Origin of the sequence: Asanoa sp. WMMD1127 (assembly GCF_029626225.1) — a bacterium.
GTDB lineage: Bacteria > Actinomycetota > Actinomycetes > Mycobacteriales > Micromonosporaceae > Asanoa.
This window is the reverse complement of record NZ_JARUBP010000001.1, coordinates 3,758,057-3,777,226: the sequence shown is the minus strand read 5'-3', so window position 1 is coordinate 3,777,226 and position 19,170 is coordinate 3,758,057. Positions and strand designations below refer to the sequence as shown.

15 protein-coding genes and 1 pseudogene are annotated in these 19,170 nt (G+C 70.5%); 5 read left to right on the top strand and 11 right to left on the bottom strand.

Annotated features, from left to right (window positions below):
* Positions 1-18: 18 nt before the first annotated feature.
* Positions 19-852 carry a sulfurtransferase gene (locus tag O7635_RS17985; protein ID WP_278081583.1) on the bottom strand — a complete coding sequence of 278 codons (834 nt, stop codon included), beginning with the start codon at positions 850-852 and terminating at the stop codon, positions 19-21.
* A gap of 91 nt (positions 853-943) precedes the next feature.
* On the opposite strand from O7635_RS17985, the gene O7635_RS17980 reads away from it, so the two are divergent.
* Complete coding sequence (locus O7635_RS17980) at positions 944-1,627, top strand: metal-dependent transcriptional regulator (RefSeq protein ID WP_278081582.1); 684 nt, start codon at positions 944-946, stop codon at positions 1,625-1,627.
* A 345-nt stretch (positions 1,628-1,972) separates the two neighbouring features.
* On the opposite strand, the gene O7635_RS17975 is transcribed toward O7635_RS17980, so the two are convergent.
* The 3 genes from O7635_RS17975 to O7635_RS17965 form a co-directional block, all read right to left on the bottom strand.
* Positions 1,973-2,596, bottom strand: coding sequence for a hypothetical protein (locus O7635_RS17975; RefSeq protein WP_278081581.1), 624 nt, complete (start codon positions 2,594-2,596; stop codon positions 1,973-1,975).
* Between the two features lie 96 nt (positions 2,597-2,692).
* Positions 2,693-3,877 (bottom strand): L-2-hydroxyglutarate oxidase, encoded by a 1,185-nt coding sequence (lhgO, locus tag O7635_RS17970; RefSeq protein ID WP_278081580.1) that lies wholly within the window; start codon positions 3,875-3,877, stop codon positions 2,693-2,695.
* Positions 3,878-3,887: 10 nt separating this feature from the next.
* The gene (locus O7635_RS17965) at positions 3,888-4,067 is read right to left on the bottom strand and encodes a DUF5522 domain-containing protein (RefSeq protein ID WP_278085517.1); all 180 of its coding nucleotides are present in this window, start codon (positions 4,065-4,067) and stop codon (positions 3,888-3,890) included.
* A 161-nt stretch (positions 4,068-4,228) separates the two neighbouring features.
* Between O7635_RS17965 and O7635_RS17960 the strand changes: the two genes are divergently transcribed.
* Complete coding sequence (locus tag O7635_RS17960; protein WP_278081579.1) at positions 4,229-4,534, top strand: hypothetical protein; 306 nt, start codon at positions 4,229-4,231, stop codon at positions 4,532-4,534.
* A 30-nt stretch (positions 4,535-4,564) separates the two neighbouring features.
* Entirely contained in the window at positions 4,565-4,867 is a 303-nt protein-coding gene (locus tag O7635_RS17955; protein ID WP_278081578.1) for a DUF6582 domain-containing protein, read from the top strand.
* Positions 4,868-5,436: 569 nt separating this feature from the next.
* Here O7635_RS17955 and O7635_RS17950 read toward each other — a convergent pair.
* From O7635_RS17950 to O7635_RS17940, 3 genes are all read right to left on the bottom strand, one after another.
* The gene (locus O7635_RS17950; protein WP_278081577.1) at positions 5,437-8,346 is read right to left on the bottom strand and encodes a vitamin B12-dependent ribonucleotide reductase; all 2,910 of its coding nucleotides are present in this window, start codon (positions 8,344-8,346) and stop codon (positions 5,437-5,439) included.
* Positions 8,347-8,384: 38 nt separating this feature from the next.
* A complete protein-coding gene (gene nrdR, locus O7635_RS17945; protein ID WP_278081576.1) occupies positions 8,385-8,888 on the bottom strand; it encodes a transcriptional regulator NrdR in 504 nt (167 codons plus the stop codon).
* A 704-nt stretch (positions 8,889-9,592) separates the two neighbouring features.
* Positions 9,593-9,946, bottom strand: coding sequence for a LysM peptidoglycan-binding domain-containing protein (locus O7635_RS17940; RefSeq protein ID WP_278081574.1), 354 nt, complete (start codon positions 9,944-9,946; stop codon positions 9,593-9,595).
* Between the two features lie 203 nt (positions 9,947-10,149).
* Here O7635_RS17940 and lexA point away from each other — a divergent pair, with 203 nt between their 5' ends.
* Entirely contained in the window at positions 10,150-10,938 is a 789-nt protein-coding gene (gene lexA, locus O7635_RS17935) for a transcriptional repressor LexA (protein ID WP_278081573.1), read from the top strand.
* 458 nt (positions 10,939-11,396) lie between these two features.
* Here lexA and O7635_RS17930 read toward each other — a convergent pair whose 3' ends face one another.
* Positions 11,397-13,034 (bottom strand): hypothetical protein, encoded by a 1,638-nt coding sequence (locus O7635_RS17930; RefSeq protein ID WP_278081572.1) that lies wholly within the window; start codon positions 13,032-13,034, stop codon positions 11,397-11,399.
* Between the two features lie 55 nt (positions 13,035-13,089).
* Positions 13,090-14,490: a GTPase HflX gene (gene hflX / locus O7635_RS17925; RefSeq protein WP_278081571.1), complete on the bottom strand. Its 1,401-nt coding sequence runs from the start codon at positions 14,488-14,490 to the stop codon at positions 13,090-13,092.
* A gap of 169 nt (positions 14,491-14,659) precedes the next feature.
* On the opposite strand from hflX, the gene O7635_RS17920 reads away from it, so the two are divergent.
* Positions 14,660-16,087 (top strand): NAD-dependent malic enzyme, encoded by a 1,428-nt coding sequence (locus O7635_RS17920; protein WP_347405335.1) that lies wholly within the window; start codon positions 14,660-14,662, stop codon positions 16,085-16,087.
* A 943-nt stretch (positions 16,088-17,030) separates the two neighbouring features.
* On the opposite strand, the gene dapF is transcribed toward O7635_RS17920, so the two are convergent.
* A complete protein-coding gene (gene dapF, locus O7635_RS17915) occupies positions 17,031-18,185 on the bottom strand; it encodes a diaminopimelate epimerase (RefSeq protein WP_278081570.1) in 1,155 nt (384 codons plus the stop codon).
* Between the two features lie 20 nt (positions 18,186-18,205).
* Positions 18,206-19,120, bottom strand: a pseudogene (gene miaA, locus O7635_RS17910) (tRNA (adenosine(37)-N6)-dimethylallyltransferase MiaA); the annotation flags it as partial.
* Positions 19,121-19,170 lie beyond the last annotated feature (50 nt).

Here is a 19,170-nt window from a genome sequence, read left to right as displayed (position 1 = left end):
CTCCCATGCCCGGCGCGGCTATGCGCCGGTCGCCACCGGGCGGCTGGGGTCGGTCACCCAGTCACTCCAGGAGCCGACGTAAAGAGCGGCGTCGGTACGCCCGGCGCGGTGCAGGGCGAGCACGGTGTGGGCGGCGGTGACGCCGGAGCCGCAGTACGCGCCGACGGGGGCGCCGTCGTCCACGCCTTCTTGCGCGAACTCGTGGCGGAGGGTGGGCGCGTCGCGGAGGCGGCCGTCGGCCGTGGTGTTCTCCGTGGTCGGGCGGTTCACGGCGCCGGGGATGTGGCCGGCGACCGGGTCGACGGGCTCGACCTCTCCACGGAAGCGCGGGCCGACGCGGGCGTCGATCAGCGTGCCCTGGCGGGCGAGCCGGGCGGCGTCGTCGGCGGTCAGGGTGGGGAGGCTGCCTGGTTTGACCTCTATGTCGCCGCGGGTGGGATTGGGCACATCGGTGGTTACCGGGTGTTGGCGGGCGGTCCAGCCCTCGAGTCCGCCGTCGAGGACGCGGGTGTCGCGGTGGCCGGCCCAGCGGAGGATCCACCAGGCGCGGGCTGCCGCCTGACCGTCCTTGGCGTCGTACACCACGACTGGTGTGTGCTGGCTGATGCCCTTGGCCCGGAGGGCTTCCTGGAGCTTGACCGGGTCGGGCAGTGGGTGGCGGCCGTTTTGTCCGGGTTCGCCGGCCAGCTCGGTGTCGAGGTCGATGAACACCGCGCCGGGGATGTGCCCGTCGGCGTAGTCCTCACGGCCCGGCCGGCCACCGAGGCGCCACCGGACGTCGAGCACCGTCGTCCCGGACAGGCCGGATCGCAACTCATCGGGGTCGATCGTGAGATCATCGGCGGAAACCACGCGCTCCAGTGAACACCCGCCCCGCGCCGTTCGCGGCGTCGGGGTTGTCGGCGTGGCGAGGTAATATCGACAGCTAGGAGGGCCTTCTGCCGTGAATCACCTTGTCGACACGACCGAGATGTATTTGCGCACCATCCTCGAATTGGAAGAGGAAGGTGTGCCACCGCTGCGCGCCCGCATCGCCGAGCGGCTGCACCAGAGCGGCCCGACCGTCAGCCAGACCGTCGCCCGCATGGAACGCGACGGCCTGCTCCGCGTCGAAGGCGACCGCCACCTGCACCTGACCGAGCTCGGCCGCGAGCAGGCGGTCTCGGTCATGCGCAAGCACCGCCTCGCCGAGCTGCTGCTGGTCAACGTGATCGGCATGCCCTACGAGGAGGCCCACGAAGAGGCCTGCCGCTGGGAGCACGTGATGAGCGACGCGGTCGAGCAGAAGGTCTACGACCTGCTCAACCGCCCGACCCGCTCCCCCTACGGCAACCCGATCCCGGGCCTCGACGCCCTCGGCACCCCGCCCGCCGAAGCGGACGGCTTCGACAACAAGGAGCGCAACCTGGCGTTCCCGGGCCTCACCGGCCAGGTGATCGTCCGCCGCATCTGCGAGAGCGTCCAGACCGATTCCGACGTGCTGCGGCAGCTCCACGCGGCCGGTGTCGATCCTGGCGCGACCGTGACCGTCGCCCAGGAGCGGGACGGCGTCATGATCGACCGGTCGGGCGACCAGGTGCGGCTGCCGCGCGAGGTCGCTTCGCGGGTGTTCGTCGCGGCGCACTGAGCCGTTCTTTGTCGAAGGCCGGCCCGATGGGCCGGCCTTCGCCGTCACTCGTGCCGGTGAACTTTCTCTTGCGCCGGCCTTCTCGGGCGGGCGATCGGTAGCGCCTCCACTTGATTCGGCCAGCTGCCAGCACATCGCTGTGCGGCCAGAGGCCCTGACCAGATGACTTGGCCCGGCGCCGGCCGCCCCACCAATGACCCCGGGCCCACGGTCAGCACCCCGCGACACGACCGGCGGTCCGCGGCCCGAGCAGATGAGTTGGTCCGGCGCTAGCAGCCCCACCCGACCCTGGCTCGCGGTGAGCAGCCCGACGAGACGACAGGGCCCGGCCCGACCGGGTGGTGGTCAGGATTTCTTGGGTGGTTTGGCTGATTCGACCTGTTTGGCCAGGCCGACCATTTGCGGGGCGAGGGAGTTCGGCGGTGGGGGTGAGTCGAGCAGGCTGGTGAAGCGGAGCGACATCAGGCGCTTGTCCTTGGTCAGCCAGCAGACCTCGAGCCCCGGGCCGCTGGTCTTCGTCGCCGCCACCGGCGTCGAATAGGCCGCCAGTCCCAGGCCCTTGACCGCGGTCGCGCCCTTGTCCGGGACGACCTCGTCCTTGAAGATGTCGGCGTCCGCGCTGGTCTTGCTGATCGTGAGCGCGAGATCGGGGAGCTCGCCCTCCTGCGGTTGGACCACGCAGGTGGTGGTCTGGCCGCTCTGGCTGGCGGCGGAGATGCCGAAGCGTACGCCGATCGCTTTTTCGATGGTGTCGTAGTCGAAGTAGACGCAGGCGCCGCCGGCTGTCGCGGCCGGGAAGTTGGTGCGCAGCGGGGGTGCGACGGCCTCCGGCGTGACCGGCTCGTCGGCGCAGCCGGCGACGGCCACGGTCAGGGCCGCGCCCACGCAGAGCAGGCGGGACGCCCGGCGACCATCCACCCTGGACGGCTGGGTGGGTGGGTCGCTGTGGTGGCTGTGCGCTGGGACCACAACAACTCCTCGATCGACGCTTTGACCCGCGCAGGAGTGCGCCGCCCGAAAACATACGGTGTCGGCGGGCGGTGCGGAAGTCCGGGTTGTCCGTCGTCAACCCGGGAGCTGGGCCACGATGTGCTTGGCGATCTCCAGCGAGCTGGTGGCCGCCGGTGACGGTGCGTTGAGCACGTGCACCTGGCGGTCGCGGGCCACGATCAGGAAGTCGTCGACCAGGGCGCCGTCGCGGGCGATGGCCTGGGCCCGGACGCCGGCGCCGGCGGGGAGCAGGTCGGCCTCCGTGACGGCGGGGACCAGGCGGGCCAGGCTCTGCGCGAACAGGCGGCGGCTGAGCGAGCGGCGCACCTCGGTCAGGCCGTACCGGTAGTGCTTGCGGGCCAGCCGCCACAGCCCGGAGTAGCTCGCGAAGTCGGCGATGTCGCGCGGGTTGACCTTGCTCCAGCGGTAGCCCTCGCGGGCCAGCGCCAGCACCGCGTTGGGTCCGGCATGGACGGTGCCGTCGATCATGCGGGTCAGATGGACGCCGAGGAAGGGGAACTGCGGGTCGGGCACCGGGTAGATCAGGCCGCGTACGAGATCGCGCCGTTCGGGGGTGAGCTCGAAGTATTCACCCCTGAAGGGCACGATCCGGGCCGGCGGCTCGACGCCCGCGAGGCGGGCCACCCGGTCGGCGTGCAGGCCGGCGCAGTTGATCACCACGTCGGCGGTGACGTCGCCGGTCTTGGTGTGCACGATCTGCTCGCCGCGGCGTCGGTCGATGCCGGTGACGGCGGTGCCGAGCCGCAGCGTGGCGCCGCCCTTCTCGGCCAGGTCGGCCAAGGTGGTGCAGACGGCGGTGAAGTCGACGATGCCGGTGGACTCGACGCGCAGGGCCTCGACGCAGCGGAGCTCGGGCTCGTGCTCCTTGGCCTCCGCGGCGGTGATCAGCCTGGCGGGCAGCCCGTTGGCGACCGCGCGCTCGTGCAGCGCGTGCAGGCGGGGCACCTCGGACTCGTCGGCGGCGACGATCAGCTTGCCGCACACCTCGTGGGCGATTCCGTGGGCCGCGCAGAAGTCGATCATGGATGCGCGGCCGGCGGCGCAGAGCCGGGCCTTGAGGCTGCCCGGTTTGTAGTAGACGCCCGCGTGGATGACGCCACTGTTGTGCCCGGTCTGGTGGGCGGCGACCCGGTCCTCCTTGTCGATCACCGTGACCGACGCGTCGGGGTGGTCGAGCGTGAGCCGGTGCGCGGTGGCCAGGCCGACGATGCCGGCCCCGATGACGACGTACCGAGTCATGGCGCGAACCCTAGTTCACATAAGGACAGTGCCGGCAGCCTCGACCGCAACACGTGCCGCGCGCCGCGAGGAAGCCGGCCGAAAGGACGAACAGCCCGGTCCGCGGGTCCAGATATCCGGCCTCACCGGCCGCGAGCGCGGCGTCATGGGCTGCGCAGATTTCCAGCGCCTCGGCCGGGTCCGCGGGCATCCGGCTCGGGTGCGGCTGGTTCAGCGGTCGGTCCGCTCGGGGCTTGCGCTCCACCGGCCGTACCCTATCGGACCTATCGGACCGGTCGTCCGCTGCCTGAATGCCCTTCGCCGGTTATATCCCAAGAGGCATCATCCGTACGACGAGAGGGCGCCACCGGCATGACCACCACGCAGCACCTCCCCTTGCGCGACGACCTGGCCGAGCTCGCACAGACGGGCGTGCCGGGCCAGGCCCAGCCGTTCGACCTGCGCGAAACGGGCGCGTTCGTCGACCGCGAGCCGGTGCTCGAGGTGCTGATGTCGGTGCGGCGGGTGGACGGCGGACCGCCGTACCCGGCCATGTATCTGGGTCCGATCGCCGAGCCCTTCCTCGCCCGCGCCCAGGACGGCCTGCCCTTCGCCGCCCGAATCGACCCCCAACGTCCGGATCGGGTGCTGGTCGACTGGACGGCCTGCGCCGCATAGCCTGCGGTCGCCGTGGGTAGGGCTCCTGTTATGGAGACCACCTGGAAGCCCACCGACAAGGGCGACGAAGGAACGCTGTCGAGTGGCGAGAAGCGCAGCCTGCCGGATTCGGCGTTCGCTTTCCCGGACAAGCGCAAGGAGCCGCTGACCGACGCGGACCACGTCCGGAACGCGATCGCCCGCTTCGACCAGGTCAAGGACGTCACGGACAAGGAACGCGACCAGGCGTTCGCGAACCTGAAAAAGGCCGCGAAACACTACGACGTCGACATGTCGGAGACGGACTGGCGGCAGCTCGGCAAGCGCCCGCACACCGACAACCCGACCCAGTAGGGCTGGCGGCGTTCGGCGCCGAACGCCAAGAGCTCAACTTCCGAAGCCGGGCTGCGGCGCGGCCGTGGTTGGCCCGCCGCACCGGGCGGGGCCGCGTCCCTTCGGCGGAGCCGATCCACGTCACGCCCGGCCGCGCCGGTGACGCGCGGCACCACCGGTCGAGCCGCGACCCTTCCGCGGACCCGATCCACGTCACGCCCGGCCCCGCGCCGGTGACGCGCGGCACCACCGGTCGAGCCGCGACCCTTCGGCGGACCCGGTCTACGTCACGCCCGGCCGCGCCGGCAACGCTCAAACCGCCACCACCAGTCGAGCCGCAACCCTTCGGCGGACCCGATCCACGTCCATCCCGGCCGCGCCGGTCACGCTCGAACCGCCACCACCAGCGGTCGGGTCAGCAACGCTTCGGCGGACCGCCGCGCCGGTCACGGTTAATCCGTCAGCACCGGTCGGGGTGCGCCCCCGCGCCCGACGGCTGCGGCCCGACTGCGAGCCGCGGCCGACTTCCGGCCGAACGCGAAAGGAGCCGGCCAATCGGCCGGCTCCTTTCGCTTGGTTCTGGCCCTCCGCTAGCTGCAGCCGGAGGTCGAGCCGCAGCCTTCGCAGACGTAGCAGCTGCCCGCGGGGCGCATCTTCGTGCCGCAGGTGAAGCAGAGCGGCGCGTCGGCGGCCTTGCCGATCACGGCCTCGAGCAGCTCCGTCGACGAGCCGACCCGCGGTGACGGCGCCGCGATCTGCACCGTGTCGGCCCCGACGACCTTGGCCGTTGCCGGCTCGGCTGCCTTGGCTTCCTCAGCGCCCTTGTCGTCGGCGTCGGTCGGCTTGGCCTCGATCGGGGCCGACGACGCCATCGAGGTGTGGTCGAAGGCCGCTTCGGCCTCGGCCTCCGCGCGCAGCTGGGCCGCGCGCTCCTTGGCGGTGAAGATGCCGAGCTCGGCGCGGCGCTCGTAGGGCAGGAAGTCGAGCGCCAACCGGCGGAAGATGTAGTCCATCACCGACGCGGCCATGCGGATGTCGGGGTCGTCGGTCATGCCGGCGGGCTCGAACCGCATGTTGGTGAACTTGGCGACGTAGGTCTCCAGCGGCACCCCGTATTGCAGGCCAATGGAGATCGCCACCGAGAACGCATCCATGACGCCGGCCAGGGTCGAGCCCTGCTTCGACATCTTGAGGAAGACCTCGCCGAGGCCGTCGTCCGGGTAGGACGACGCGGTGAGGTAGCCCTCGGCGCCGCCGACCGAGAAGGAGACCGTCTCCGACGGGCGCTTCTTGGGCAGGCGCTTGCGGACCGGGCGGTATTCGACGACCTTCTCGACCGCCTTCTCCACCGCGGCCGGCGCCTCGGTGGAGGCCGCGGCCTTGGCCGGCTTGGCCGCCGACAGCGGCTGGCCGACCTTGCAGTTGTCGCGGTAGATCGCCAGCGCCTTGAGGCCGAGCTTCCAGCCCTCGAAGTAGATCTTCTCGACGTCTTCGACGGTCGCCGACTCGGGCATGTTGACCGTCTTGGAGATCGCGCCCGAGATGAACGGCTGGACGGCCGCCATCATCCGCACGTGGCCCATCGGCGCGATCGAGCGCTCGCCCATGGCGCAGTCGAAGACCGCGTAGTGCTCGGGCTTGAGGCCCGGCGCGTCGACGACGTGGCCGTGGTCGGCGATGTGCTCGACGATCGCCTCGACCTGCTCCTCGGGGTAGCCGAGGCTGCGCAGCGCGCGCGGCACCGTCTGGTTGACGATCTGCATCGAGCCGCCGCCGACCAGCTTCTTGAACTTGACCAGGGCCAGGTCGGGCTCGACGCCGGTGGTGTCGCAGTCCATCATCAGGCCGATGGTGCCGGTCGGCGCGAGCACCGAGGCCTGCGCGTTGCGCCAGCCCGACTTCTCGCCGATCTTGATGCCCTGCTGCCACTGCTTGGACGCCTCACGGGCGACCGCGGTCGCCACCGGACCCGACGCCTTGATGTCGTCGCTGGCCGCGGCGTGCTTGCGCATGACCCGCTTGTGCGGCTCGGCGTTGCGGGCGTAGCCCTCGTAGGCGCCGACCACGCCGGCGAGCTCGGCGGAACGCCGGTAGGCGGTGCCGGTCATCAGCGAGGTGATCGCGCCGGCCAGCGAACGGCCGCCGTCGGAGTCGTAGGGCAGGCCGGACGCCATCAGCAGCGCGCCGAGGTTGGCGTAGCCGATGCCCAGCTGGCGGTAGGCGCGGGTGGTCTCGCCGATCTTCTCGGTCGGGAAGTCGGCGAAGCAGATCGAGATGTCCATCGCCGTGATGACGAACTCGACCGACTTGACGAACTTCTCCACCTCGAAGCCGCCGTCGGCCCGGAGGAACTTCATCAGGTTGAGCGACGCCAGGTTGCACGACGAGTTGTCGAGGTGCAGGTATTCGGAGCAGGGGTTCGACGCCGTGATCCGACCGGTCTCGGGAGACGTGTGCCAGTCGTTGATCGTGTCGTCGTACTGCAGGCCGGGGTCGGCGCACTCCCACGCGGCCTGCGCGATCGTGCGGAACAGCTTGCTGGCGTCGACCGACTCGATCACCGCGCCGTCGAGCCGCCCGCGCAGGTCGAACGAGCCGTTCTCGTCGACGGCGCGCATGAACTCGTCGGTGACCCGGACGGAGTTGTTGGCGTTCTGGTATTGCACGCTGACGATGTCGGAGCCGCCGAGGTCCATGTCGAAGCCGGCGTCGCGGAGCGCCCGGATCTTGTTTTCCTCACGGGCCTTGGTCAGCACGAACTCTTCGATGTCGGGGTGGTCGACGTCGAGGATGACCATCTTGGCGGCCCGCCGGGTGGCGCCACCGGACTTGATCGTGCCCGCGGACGCGTCGGCGCCACGCATGAAGCTGACCGGGCCGGAGGCGGTGCCGCCGGAGGAGAGCAGCTCCTTGGACGAGCGGATCCGCGACAGGTTGACGCCGGAGCCGGAGCCGCCCTTGAAGATCAGCCCCTCCTCCTTGTACCAGTCGAGGATCGAGTCCATCGAGTCGTCGACGGCGAGGATGAAACAGGCGCTGACCTGCTGCGGCGACGGCGTGCCGACGTTGAACCACACCGGCGAGTTGAAGCTGAACACCTGGTGCAGAAGCATGTAGGTCAGCTCGTGCTCGAAGATGTCGGCGTCGCCGGAGTTCGCGAAGTAGCCGTATTCCTCGCCGGCCTTGCGGTAGGTCTTGACCACCCGGTCGATGAGCTGCTTGAGCGACCACTCACGCTCCGGGGTGCCCACGGCGCCACGGAAGTATTTGGTGGTGACGATGTTGGCCGCGTTGACGCTCCACGACTCCGGGAACTCGACCCCGCGCTGCTCGAAGTTGATCGAGCCGTCACGCCAGTTGGTCATCACCACATCGCGGCGCTCCCACGCCACCTCGTCGTAGGGGTGGACACCATCGGTCGTCCACACCCGCTCGACCTTGAGCCCGGTCGCCCCCACGGCCCGCGCTCGACTCTTGCCAGCGGCAACGTCGCCCGCCATGTCACCTGCCCCCTCGTTTACGAACACATTCAAAAGCTCTACTTGGTACGCGTCTCCGCGTTGACAGCCGCATCGGCGGTGCCCCCTAGTCGCGCGGCGGCGGCCGCGCGGAGCGTCTCGATCTCGCGCTCGAAGTCGCTGAGCGACTCGAACGAGCGGTAGACGCTGGCGAACCGCAGGTAGGCCACCTCGTCGAGGTCGCGCAGCGGACCGAGAATGGCGAGCCCCACGTCGTGGCTCGGCACCTCCGCGGCTCCCTTGGCGCGAACGGTCTCCTCGACCTTCTGAGCCAGCAGCGCGATCGAGTCGTCGTCGACCGGCCGGCCCTGGCACGCCTTGCGCACGCCACTGATGATTTTGGTGCGGCTGAACGGCTCGGTGACGCCACTGCGCTTGACCACGGCGAGGACGGCCTCCTCGACGGTGGTGAACCGCTTGCCGCACTCGGGGCACGAACGCCGCCGCCGGATCAGCTGGCCGTCGTCGGCCTCACGCGAGTCGACTACCCGTGAATCGGGGTGTCGGCAGTAAGGGCAGCGCATCGACGACCTCCTCTCCTGAACTGATCCCGCGGGTCACGCTAGCCGGACCCTCTGACACTTTTGGCGGCCGCCGCGTAAGCGCACGACGGGCACGCCAGTGGACAACGGCGCAGCACCTCCGGTGGACACCGCTGTGCACAACTTGTGGGAAAGGTGTGGGTAACCCTGTGGAGTCTACCCCTACCTGTGGACAACTTACATACCTGTAACTACTACATCTAGGGGTTCGACCGTAGGCCGCCCACGTCGCCCGGTCAAGTTGGGTGGGCGTGTCGCCACTGCCACGTTTCTGTCGCGACGTGATGGGAGGGACTCCTGTGACCGCTACGCCGCCGTCGCACTAGGGCGCCAGCCAGACCCGGATGCGGTCCGCGGCACTCCGACGACGTGCGCCGGACGCTCACCGACAAGCCGTCTTACGTCCGCGACGATCGGGACCCGTCGCGGCAGGATCGCACGCCTATCCCGGGCCTTCGAACCTCCCAACGCGGTCGCCGGCTCCCGGTCACGCGGCATGCCGCCACGGCGACAGAACGCTCGCAGCAGCTGGCCGGCACGACCCGCACATGGGCCAAGTGCACACCGTCGGGTGGCAGGCGGCTATCCCGCAACAGGATGCGCCCGGACATGGTCGGCGCCGTCGCCGCAACCACGCGGACCAGGTAGGCCGTCACGGGAACCAGTGCGCCGCTGACGGCAGGTGGTCACTCGGCCGGCAGAATCAGGTGCTGACCCGCGAACACCGTGAAGTCGTCCAGGTTGTTGAGGCGGCGGACCTCGTCGATCACGGCGAACGGCGCATTACCCGGCCGGTGCCGCTCCACCACCGACCACAGCGTGTCGCCCGGCTGCACCACCGCGACCGCCGGCGGACCCGCCGGATCGGCGGCACGCGACGCCGGCGACAGGATGGCCGCCAGGCCACCCACGGCCAGCAGGAACAGCACCACCAGGACGAGCCGGCCGCGCCGGGTCAGGCGTAGTCGCGGCTTCGTTCTTCGCACCGGAAGTCTGCGCAACACCGCCGCGGGACTGCCCGAAATGCCGACCACGCTCATCCCGACCCCCAAGATCGAACGCCAGTTCGATAGTACGGACGTACGATGGTTTATCAGAACAGGCGTTCGGATGTCGAGCCCAGATGCGCGACACGCCGGGCACGGATCTCGTACAGATGTTTGAAACTGTCTCAACCCACCGATACGGTCATGGTCACCCGAACCGCGAATTAGGGCATCACAGCCGACCAGGGAGGACGGACGTGTCGACCGACGACCGGGCGAGCCGGCAGCACCAACCGCAGAGAATCGCGTCCGAGGCCGCGTCACCAGCCACACGCAAGCGGGGCGCCGCGCGGGCTCGCGCGGCGACGTCCGAGGTCAGAGCCGTGGCGCCCGTGGTCAGCAGCTTCCCCGACGTGACCGCCGCCGAGCTGACCGCTCGGCAGAAACGCATCCTCGAGTTCATCCGAGATTGGGTGGAGCGCTACGGCTACCCGCCCAGCGTCCGCGAGATCGGCGAGGCGGTCGGGCTGGTCTCTCCGTCGAGCGTCGCCTACCAGCTCAAGGAGCTGGAGCGGAAGGGCTTCCTGCGGCGCGACCCCAACCGTCCGCGGGCGGTCGACGTGCGCCCGCCCTCCGACGTCGACGAGGAGGCGGCGCGGGCACAGCGCCCGGCGCCGGCCTATGTGCCGATGTTGGGTCGCATCGCCGCCGGTGGGCCGATCCTGGCCGAGCAGGCCATCGAGGACGTCTTCCCCCTTCCTCGCGAGCTCGTCGGCGAGGGCGAGGTCTTCATGCTCCACGTCAAGGGCGACTCGATGGTCGAGGCCGCGATCTGCGACGGCGACTGGGTGGTGGTCCGGCAGCAGCCGACCGCCAACAACGGCGAGATCGTGGCGGCAATGCTCGACGGCGAGGCGACGGTCAAGACGTTCCAGCGGCGCGAGGGCCACGTCTGGCTGATGCCGCAAAACCCCGCGTTCGACCCCATCAACGGCGACGAGGCCACCATCATGGGCCGCGTCGTCGCAGTCCTACGCCGAATCTGACGAACCAAGGTGTACGCCCCGCCGGCGCCCGGGCCGGCGGGCAACACAACAACGCGGCATGGCAGCCCCGCCAGCCGTCAACGAGCCCGCACGCAAAGCGGCGCACGAGCCCGCACGCAAAGCGGCACACGAGCCCGCCACGCAAAGCGGCACACGAGCCCGCCACGCAACGCGGCACACGAGCCCGCCACGCAACGCGGCACACGAGCCCGCCGCACCATTGACACGGCGGACGCGCCGCCGCTTTCTCCCGATGGCGGATGCCAGCGCCTGCGGCAACGGGTTGCAGTGGTCGCCGTCAACGGTGGTCTGATCTTCCCTGCGGCGCAGGTGCGAACCCGGTCCGCGGCTGGATGCGGTAGTCCGGGCCATGGCCAGTGCCGGCGCAACCGGCCGTACGGCAGCAAGTTGCGGTAAGCCGGATCGCGATCTCAGCGTCGCAGCCGACCGCCGCGCGGCTAGCGGTAGTCCGGGTGGTGGCCCGAGCCGACGTAGCCGTTGTAGCCGTCAGGCCCGTTCTGGCCCTGCGGTCCGTAGCCGTAGTCGTCAGGCGCGCTGCGCTGCCGCCCATAGCTGGCCCCACGCGGCCGCTCGGTCTGCTGCGGCGGCCCATAACCCCGACCGTCGTCGCCACCGCCGCCACCGCCGTAGACGCCACCGGACCCGCCACGCTGGCCACCGCCACCGCCACCGCCACCGCCGCCATAAACGCCACCGGAACGCTGCGGCGCCCCGCCACCGTAGACACCGCCGCCGCCACCCGGGCCCGACGGACCGCCGCCACCGCCGTAGACCCCAGGCGCGCCGGCCGGCTGGCCGCCGTAGACGCCGCCGCTCGGCTGCCCGCCGTAGACGCGACCGCCGGGCCCGTCCTTGTCCCACGTGGCCTGCTCCGGCGCGACCTGGCGACCCACCCGGGCCTTGCCCGCGCCGGGCACCGGCTCGGCGTCGCCGCCGGCCGCCTTCTTCTTGCGGGCCACGACGATGCCGGCCACGCCGGCGCCGACCAGGATCAGGCCGATCACGCCGATCGCCGCGATCAGCGTCGTGATGTCCTTGAGCGACAGGTTGGAGAGGAACGAGCCACCCTCGCCGGCGGCACCCCCGGCTGGGGCCTCGGTCGCGGGCGGAGGCGCCGCGGCCGGCGCGTAGCTCAGGATCTGGATCTCTTCGTCCTCACCGAGCTGGCCGCCGTCGGAGACCGTGACGAACTGCTTGCCGTCGGGCGTGTAGGAGATCGCCTCGCCGAACGGGTCGCTCAGGCCGGTGATCCGCGGCGCGGCGTCGCCGGTCAGCGCGGCCACCACGTCGCCACCGTCGGCGAGATCCCATTCGAAGGCATCGGCGTACGTGCGGACGACGACCTTGGAGCCGTCGGGCGACCGCCCCGCGCCGGTGACCGTGAGCCGCCCGGCGGGGCCGAGCAGGTTGGGGGTCTCCGTCTTCGGCAGCGTCAGGTCGCCGACCTTCTTCATCTCGACGCCGGTCTGGTTGTTGTTCTTGATCGCCGCGGCGGGGATGAACAGCTCGGCCTTGCCCGTCGACTTGGTGATCACCAGGGGCGTGCCGGCGCCGGTGCCGGAGAGCACCAGGGCCTCGGCGTCGCGCGGAGTGTCGTCGGGGTAGACGAACCGGTGCAGCGTCGGTTGCTTGCTGCCGTCGGCCGGCAGGCTCCACAGCACGATGCTGGAGCGGGGGTCGTCGCTGCCGAGGTTGTTGCCGGTGTCGGCGACCCAGAGAGTCTTGCCGTCGGGCGACAGCGCCAGGTCTTCGGTGTCCCGCGGCCCGCCACCCGGGTAGGTGACCGAGTCGTCGACCTTGCACTGCTTGTTGAGGAAGAAGACCCGCTCGCGGCTCTGGAACTCGGTGGAGTCGTTGATCACAACGTAGCCGGACTTGGTGGCGACCAGCCCGGACAGCTCGACCAGCTTCGAGTCGTTGACGGTGCAGACCTTCTTGCCCTCCACCACGGGGACCGCGGCACCGGCGCCGTCGGGTCCGGGGGATGGAGCGGCCCATGCGGTGCCAAACCCGGCACCGAGCGCCGCTGCGACCACGCCCAGGACGACCGTGATCGAAGAGGAAGCGCGCGGCATCGGGCCAGTGTCGCACGTCGTGCTGGGTGCGCGCCTCCCCCTCGTGATCTCCGCCCTATGCCGACAGGTACGGCGCCAGTTCGGCGGCCAGCGCCTGATCGACGCGTACGTGCAGCGCCGTGCCTTCCGGAATGTGCGCCGTGCTCAGCACCTTGGCCCGCCGGTGCAGGCGGGCGACCAGCTCGCCCCGGTCGTAGGGCACCACGACGCGCAACTCGACCGCCGGCCGCGGCAGGTGCGCCTCGATGGTCGTGCGGAGGTCGTCGATGCCCCGGCCGGAGCGGGCCGAGACGAACACGGCGTCGGGCCACGACCGCTTCAACCGCAGCAGCGTCTCCTCGTCGGCACTGTCGATCTTGTTGACCACCAGCAGCTCGGGAACGCTGTCGGCGCCGACCTCGGCCAGCACCTCGCGGACCGCGCGGACCTGCTCCTCCGGGTCGGGGTGGGCGCCGTCGACCACGTGCACCACCAGGTCGGCCTCGGCGACCTCTTCCAGCGTCGAGCGGAACGCCTCGACGATCTGGTGCGGGAGGTGCCGGACGAAGCCGACCGTGTCGGAGAGCGTATAGATCCGCCCGTCGGCCGCCCGGGCCCGCCGGGTGGTCGGGTCCAGGGTCGCGAACAGCGCGTCCTCGACCAGCACGCCCGCGCCGGTCAGCCGGTTGAGCAGGCTCGACTTGCCGGCGTTGGTGTAGCCGGCGATCGTCACGGCCGGGATCCCGTTGCGGTTGCGGCGGGCGCGCTTGGTCGCGCGTACGGTCCGCATGCCCTTGATCTCGCGCCGCAGCCGGGCGATCCGGTGGTTGATGCGCCGGCGGTCGGTCTCGAGCTTGGTCTCACCGGGACCACGCAGGCCCACGCCGCCACCCGCGCCGCCGCCCCGCCCGGAACCACCCGTCTGCCGGGACAGCGTCTCGCCCCAACCACGCAGCCGCGGGAGCAGGTATTCGAGCTGGGCCAGCTCGACCTGCGCCTTGCCCTCTTTGCTCTTGGCGTGCTGGGCGAAGATGTCGAGGATCAGCGCCGTGCGGTCGACGACCTTGACCTTGACCCGCTGCTCCAGGTTGCGGAGCTGCGACGGGGACAGCTCGCCGTCGCAGATCACGGTGTCGGCGCCGGTCGAGATCACCACGTCCCGCAGCTCGTCGACCTTGCCTCGACCGACGAACGTCGCCGGGTCCGGCCGGCCGCGGCGCTGGATCAGGCCCTCGAGCACCTGCGAACCCGCGGTCTCGGCCAAGGCGGCCAGCTCCATCAGCGAGTTGTCGGCGTCGGTGGCGGTGCCCTCGGTCCAGACACCGACGAGCACGACCCGTTCGAGCCGCAGCTGCCGGTATTCGACCTCGGTGATGTCGGTGAGCTCGGTGGACAGGCCTGCGACGCGGCGCAGCGCATGTCGGTCTTCGAGCTCCAGCTCGCCGGTCGTGGCGTCGACGTCGGCGAGATCATCCACAGCGTGGAATGTGCGCAAAACAATCCTCCTCGAACACCAATCGTGACAGGCCCACAGCGAGAGCGCATCCGTAAATCGCCCAGCCGGTTGGCCGACCTCCATCTAGGTGGGCAAGAATGCGCTACGGCGCGGGCGCCGTGGCCCGGGCCGAAGAACGACGGAGGACCCCGTGGCGCAGACCCGCCTGCCCAGTGCCGGCTTTTCGATCACGATCCGGATCGGGGTGGTCGCCGACGCCTCGGCGATCGGCCGACTGACCACCTGCGTAGGCGAGGCCGGGGCGATTGTCACCGCCCTCGACGTGGTCGACTCCGACCCCACCACGGTGATCGTTGACCTCACCTGTGACACCGCCGACGCCAACCACGCCGACCAGGTGGTCAAGGCGTTGGAGGCGCTCGACGGGGTCGACGTCCGCAAGGTTTCCGACCGTACGTTCCTCCTGCACCTCGGCGGCAAGATCGAAGTGACGCCGAAGGTCGCGCTGCGCAACCGGGACGAGCTGTCCCGCGCGTACACACCGGGTGTGGCCCGGGTCTGTCTCGCGATCGCGGAGAACCCCGCCGACGCCCGCCGGCTCACGATCAAGCGCAACACGGTCGCGGTGGTGACCGACGGTTCCGCGGTGCTCGGCCTCGGCAACCTCGGACCCGCCGCGTCGCTGCCGGTGATGGAGGGCAAGGCGGCGCTGTTCAAGCGCTTCGGCGGCGTCGACGCGTGGCCGGTCGTGCTCGACACGCAGGACACCGACGAGATAGTGCGCATCGTGCAGGCGATCGCGCCGGCGTACGGCGGCATCAATCTCGAGGACATCGCCGCCCCGCGCTGCTTCGAGATCGAGGAGCGGCTGCGGGAGCTGCTGGACATTCCGGTCTTCCACGATGATCAGCACGGCACTGCGATCTGCGTGCTGGCGGCGCTCACCAACGCCCTGCGGGTGGTAGGAAAGCGGATGGAGGACGTGCGCGTCGTCGTCAGCGGCGCGGGGGCGGCCGGCACCGCGATCATGAAGCTGCTGCTGCGCCAGGGAGTGGGCGACATCATCGCGTACGACCGGCCCGGTGTGCTGCACGCCGGTTTGAAGGACCTGCCGCCGGCGTGGCAATGGCTGGTCGAGAACACGAACCGGTCCGGCTATCAGGGTGATCTCTCCGGGGCGCTGCGGGGCGCCGACGTGTTCATCGGTGTCAGCGCACCCAACCTGCTGAGCGGCGACGACATCGCCGCGATGGCGGACGACGCGATCGTTTTCGCGCTCGCCAATCCCGATCCCGAGGTCGATCCGCGCGAGGCCCGCAAGCATGCCGCCGTCGTCGCGACCGGGCGCTCGGACCAGCCCAACCAGATCAACAACGTGCTGGCGTTCCCGGGCGTGTTCCGCGGGATGCTCGACGCGCACGCCGAGGAGTTCACCGAGGAAATGGCGATCGCCGCCGCCCAGGCGATCGCGGATGTGGTCGGCGAGGACAAGATCAACCCGACCGTGATCGTGCCGAGTGTGTTCGACTCGCGGGTCGCGGTTGCGGTAGCGGCGGCGGTCCGGGCCGCGGCGCAGGCCAGCGCTGCTATTGCGGCCGTGGATACATCTACGCCCTGATTTTCATTGCCCGGGTTCGCGGTGGTGCGGGCCGTTGCTCCCGCCGGGGAGGCCGGGTTCGTCTTGGGTGCGGCCGTCCCACGATCGGTCGCGGTCTTCGTCAGGGTTGTCGCTTCGCGGTTGATTGCTGTCTAGGGCGGGGGAGAATGTTGTGCGCACCGACAAGTCGCAAAAGGCGCGCCTCTGATAGTCGGCGCGCACAACATCCTCCCCCGCCCTGACCCACTTCGGCCTGATCGACTCCGATTGCGGTTCGGGGGACACAGTCCATTCGTTGCGCTTCGTTGTTTGGCCGGTCCCTGCTCTACTTCGGCTTGATCGGGACGATTGCGGACCGCGGGACACAATCCATCGGTTGCGCCTCGATACCGGCCTGATCCCCGGCCTACTTCGGCTCAAAGAGCCCGATCGCCGGCCTCGCGACATAATCCACCGGTCGCGCCTCGATGCCGGCCCGGTCGCCGACCTCCTTCGGCTCAAATCGGGCCAATTGCCGGCCGCAGGACACCTCCGTCGGTTGCGCCTCGATACCGGCCCGCTCCCCCACCTACTCCGGCTCAGTCAGCCCGATCGCCGGCGGCACGGCACAATCCATTAGTTGCGCCTCGATGCGGCCCGGTCCCCGGCCTACTCCGGCTCAGTCAGCCCGATCGCCGGCGGCACGGCACAATCCATTAGTTGCGCCTCGATGCGGCCCGGTCCCCGGCCTACTCCGGCTCAGTCAGCCCGATCGCCGGCGGCACGGCACAATCCATTGGTTGCGCCTCGATGCGGCCCGGTCCCCGGCCTACTGCGGCTTAGTGGCTGGTCCGATGTGGATTCGCGCGCTTTGCTGCGGTCTGTTTCTAGAACGTAGCTGGCCGGGTTCGCGAAGGGAGGTGCGGTTGCGTGCGCGAGCGCGCGACACCGCCGCATAGGCGGTAGTCGCGGGGCGCGCCGTTCGTTACAGGTCTGTCAGGGTTTCGCCGGTGGCTACCAGGACGGCTGGTCCGGTCATGATGCAGGCCTGGTCCGTTAGTTCGATCGTCAGGCGGCCGCCTCGTAGGTCTACCGCGACCACGCCGGTTTGCTTGCCCGCGTCGTGGAGGGCTACCGCGGCCACCGCGATGGCGCCTGAGCCGCAGGAGAGGGTTTCGCCTGAGCCTCGTTCGTAGACGCGCATCGCTACGTGGGCGTCGACGCCCGTTGGGGCTGGGCGCTTGTCGACGGCGATGTGGCCGCGGGCCGGCAGCGCCGGCGGCGGCGTCACCGGGCCATCCGGCGGCGGCGAGTCCACCGCGATGTGGCCCTGCTGACGCTCGTCCGTGGGCGGCGAATCGACGGCGATGTGGCCGCGGGCCGGCTGCGCCGGTGGCGGCGTCACCGGGCCATCCGGCGGCGGCGAGTCCACCGCGATGTGGCCCTGCTGACGCTGATCCGGGGGCGGCGAATCGACGGCGATGTGGCCGAAGTCGGGAGCCGGGCGGCGGTCCACCGCTATGTGGCCGAAAACAGCGGCCTCAGAGTCGCCGGGAACGATGAACTCGACGTTGACGCCCGTCGGGAACAGGGTCTTGTCGTAGACCGGGGCCGCGGTCAGGTCCAGGTCCGCGAGCGCCATGCCCGTCGGGAGGGTGCAGACCAGGTGCGGGTTGCCGACGTCGACCGACGTGCCGGTGAAGGTCAAGCCGCCCAGGGTCGCGGTGGAGGCCGCGCCGACTCGCGGGATCGCGAAGTCGACCGTGACCTCGGAAGGCGTCACCGTGGCGTTGACGATGCCCGAGCGGGTGGCGATCGGGAAGCTGGCGTCGTCGACGTAACTTTCGGAGGCCAGGAAACGGGCGAAGACGCGTACGCCGTTGCCGCACATTTCGGCGATCGAGCCGTCGGCGTTCCAGTAGTCCATGAACCACTCGGCTTCGCCGGCCAGGTCGGTGGCGTGCGGGTGCTTGGCCGAGCGGACGACGCGCAGCACGCCGTCGGCGCCGATGCCGAAGCGGCGGTCGCAGAGTGCCGCCACCGTCGACGGCGTCAGCGCGAGGACGCCGTCGGGGTCCGGCAGGATCACGAAGTCGTTGCCGGTGCCGTGGCCCTTGAAGAACCGCACAGTGCCCCCCATCCCGAAGCTGCCGCCGCCCATCATGGCGCACCCGCCCGCTGTGCGTGGACCGCACCCAGCGCCGCCGCGGCCAGACCCGGCGAGGCGCCGTCGAGCCAGCTGATCCGGGGGTCGCGGCGGAACCAGGTGCGCTGGCGGCGTACGAAGCGGCGCGTCGCCCGGACCGTCTCCGCGAGTGCCTCCTGCTCCGTGCACTCCCCCGCCAGGAACGCCAGGACCTGCTGGTATCCGAGTGCCCGGCTGGCCGTGCGGCCCGACCGCAGGCCCGCGGACACCAGGTCGGCCGTCTCGGACACCAGACCGTCGGCCCACATCGCCGCCACCCGGGACGCGACACGCTCGTCCAGCACGGGCGTCGACACGTCGATCCCAATCTGCACAGAGGGATAAAACGGCACCGGCTCCTCCGGCAGCGCGGCCGCGAACGGCTGGCCCGTGAGCGTGATCACTTCCAGGGCGCGGACGATCCGGCGGCCGTTGGTCGGGAGGATCCGCGACGCCGCGACCGGATCCGCGGCCCGCAGGCGCTCGTGCAGGGCCGGGGCGCCCACCTCGGCCAGCTCGGCCTCCAGGGAGGCGCGCAACGCGGCGTCCGTACCCGGGAACTCGAACTCCTCCAGCACCGCCCGCACGTAGAGGCCCGAGCCGCCGACCAGCAGCGGCACCTTGCCCCGGGCCAGGATGTCGTCGATCGCCGCCCGGGCGAGCCGCTGGTATTCCGCCACGCTCGCCGGCGCCGTCACCGGCCAGATGTCCAGCACGTGGTGCGGAATGCCCTGCCGCGAATCCACGGGCAGCTTCGCGGTGCCGATGTCGAGACCGCGATAAAGCTGCATCGAGTCGGCGTTGACCACCTCGCCGTCGAGCGAGGCAGCCAGCGCCAGGCTGAGCGCCGTCTTGCCGGCCGCCGTCGGCCCCACCACCGCGACAACGGTCATGCGCCTGCCTCGCTTCGCTCGGAGGAGCATGAGCCGGCTACTGAGCC

What these genes read in the sequence shown, in the direction of transcription:
- lhgO (WP_278081580.1), bottom strand. Translation starts at nt 3,877, where the DNA reads ATGACTCGGTACGTCGTCATCGGGGCCGGCATCGTCGGCCTGGCCACC.
- O7635_RS17965 (WP_278085517.1), bottom strand. Translation starts at nt 4,067, where the DNA reads ATGCCCGCGGACCCGGCCGAGGCGCTGGAAATCTGCGCAGCCCATGAC.
- O7635_RS17960 (WP_278081579.1), top strand. Translation starts at nt 4,229, where the DNA reads ATGACCACCACGCAGCACCTCCCCTTGCGCGACGACCTGGCCGAGCTC.
- O7635_RS17955 (WP_278081578.1), top strand. Translation starts at nt 4,565, where the DNA reads ATGGAGACCACCTGGAAGCCCACCGACAAGGGCGACGAAGGAACGCTG.
- O7635_RS17950 (WP_278081577.1), bottom strand. Translation starts at nt 8,346, where the DNA reads ATGGCGGGCGACGTTGCCGCTGGCAAGAGTCGAGCGCGGGCCGTGGGG.
- nrdR (WP_278081576.1), bottom strand. Translation starts at nt 8,888, where the DNA reads ATGCGCTGCCCTTACTGCCGACACCCCGATTCACGGGTAGTCGACTCG.
- O7635_RS17940 (WP_278081574.1), bottom strand. Translation starts at nt 9,946, where the DNA reads ATGAGCGTGGTCGGCATTTCGGGCAGTCCCGCGGCGGTGTTGCGCAGA.
- O7635_RS17930 (WP_278081572.1), bottom strand. Translation starts at nt 13,034, where the DNA reads ATGCCGCGCGCTTCCTCTTCGATCACGGTCGTCCTGGGCGTGGTCGCA.
- dapF (WP_278081570.1), bottom strand. Translation starts at nt 18,185, where the DNA reads ATGGGGGGCACTGTGCGGTTCTTCAAGGGCCACGGCACCGGCAACGAC.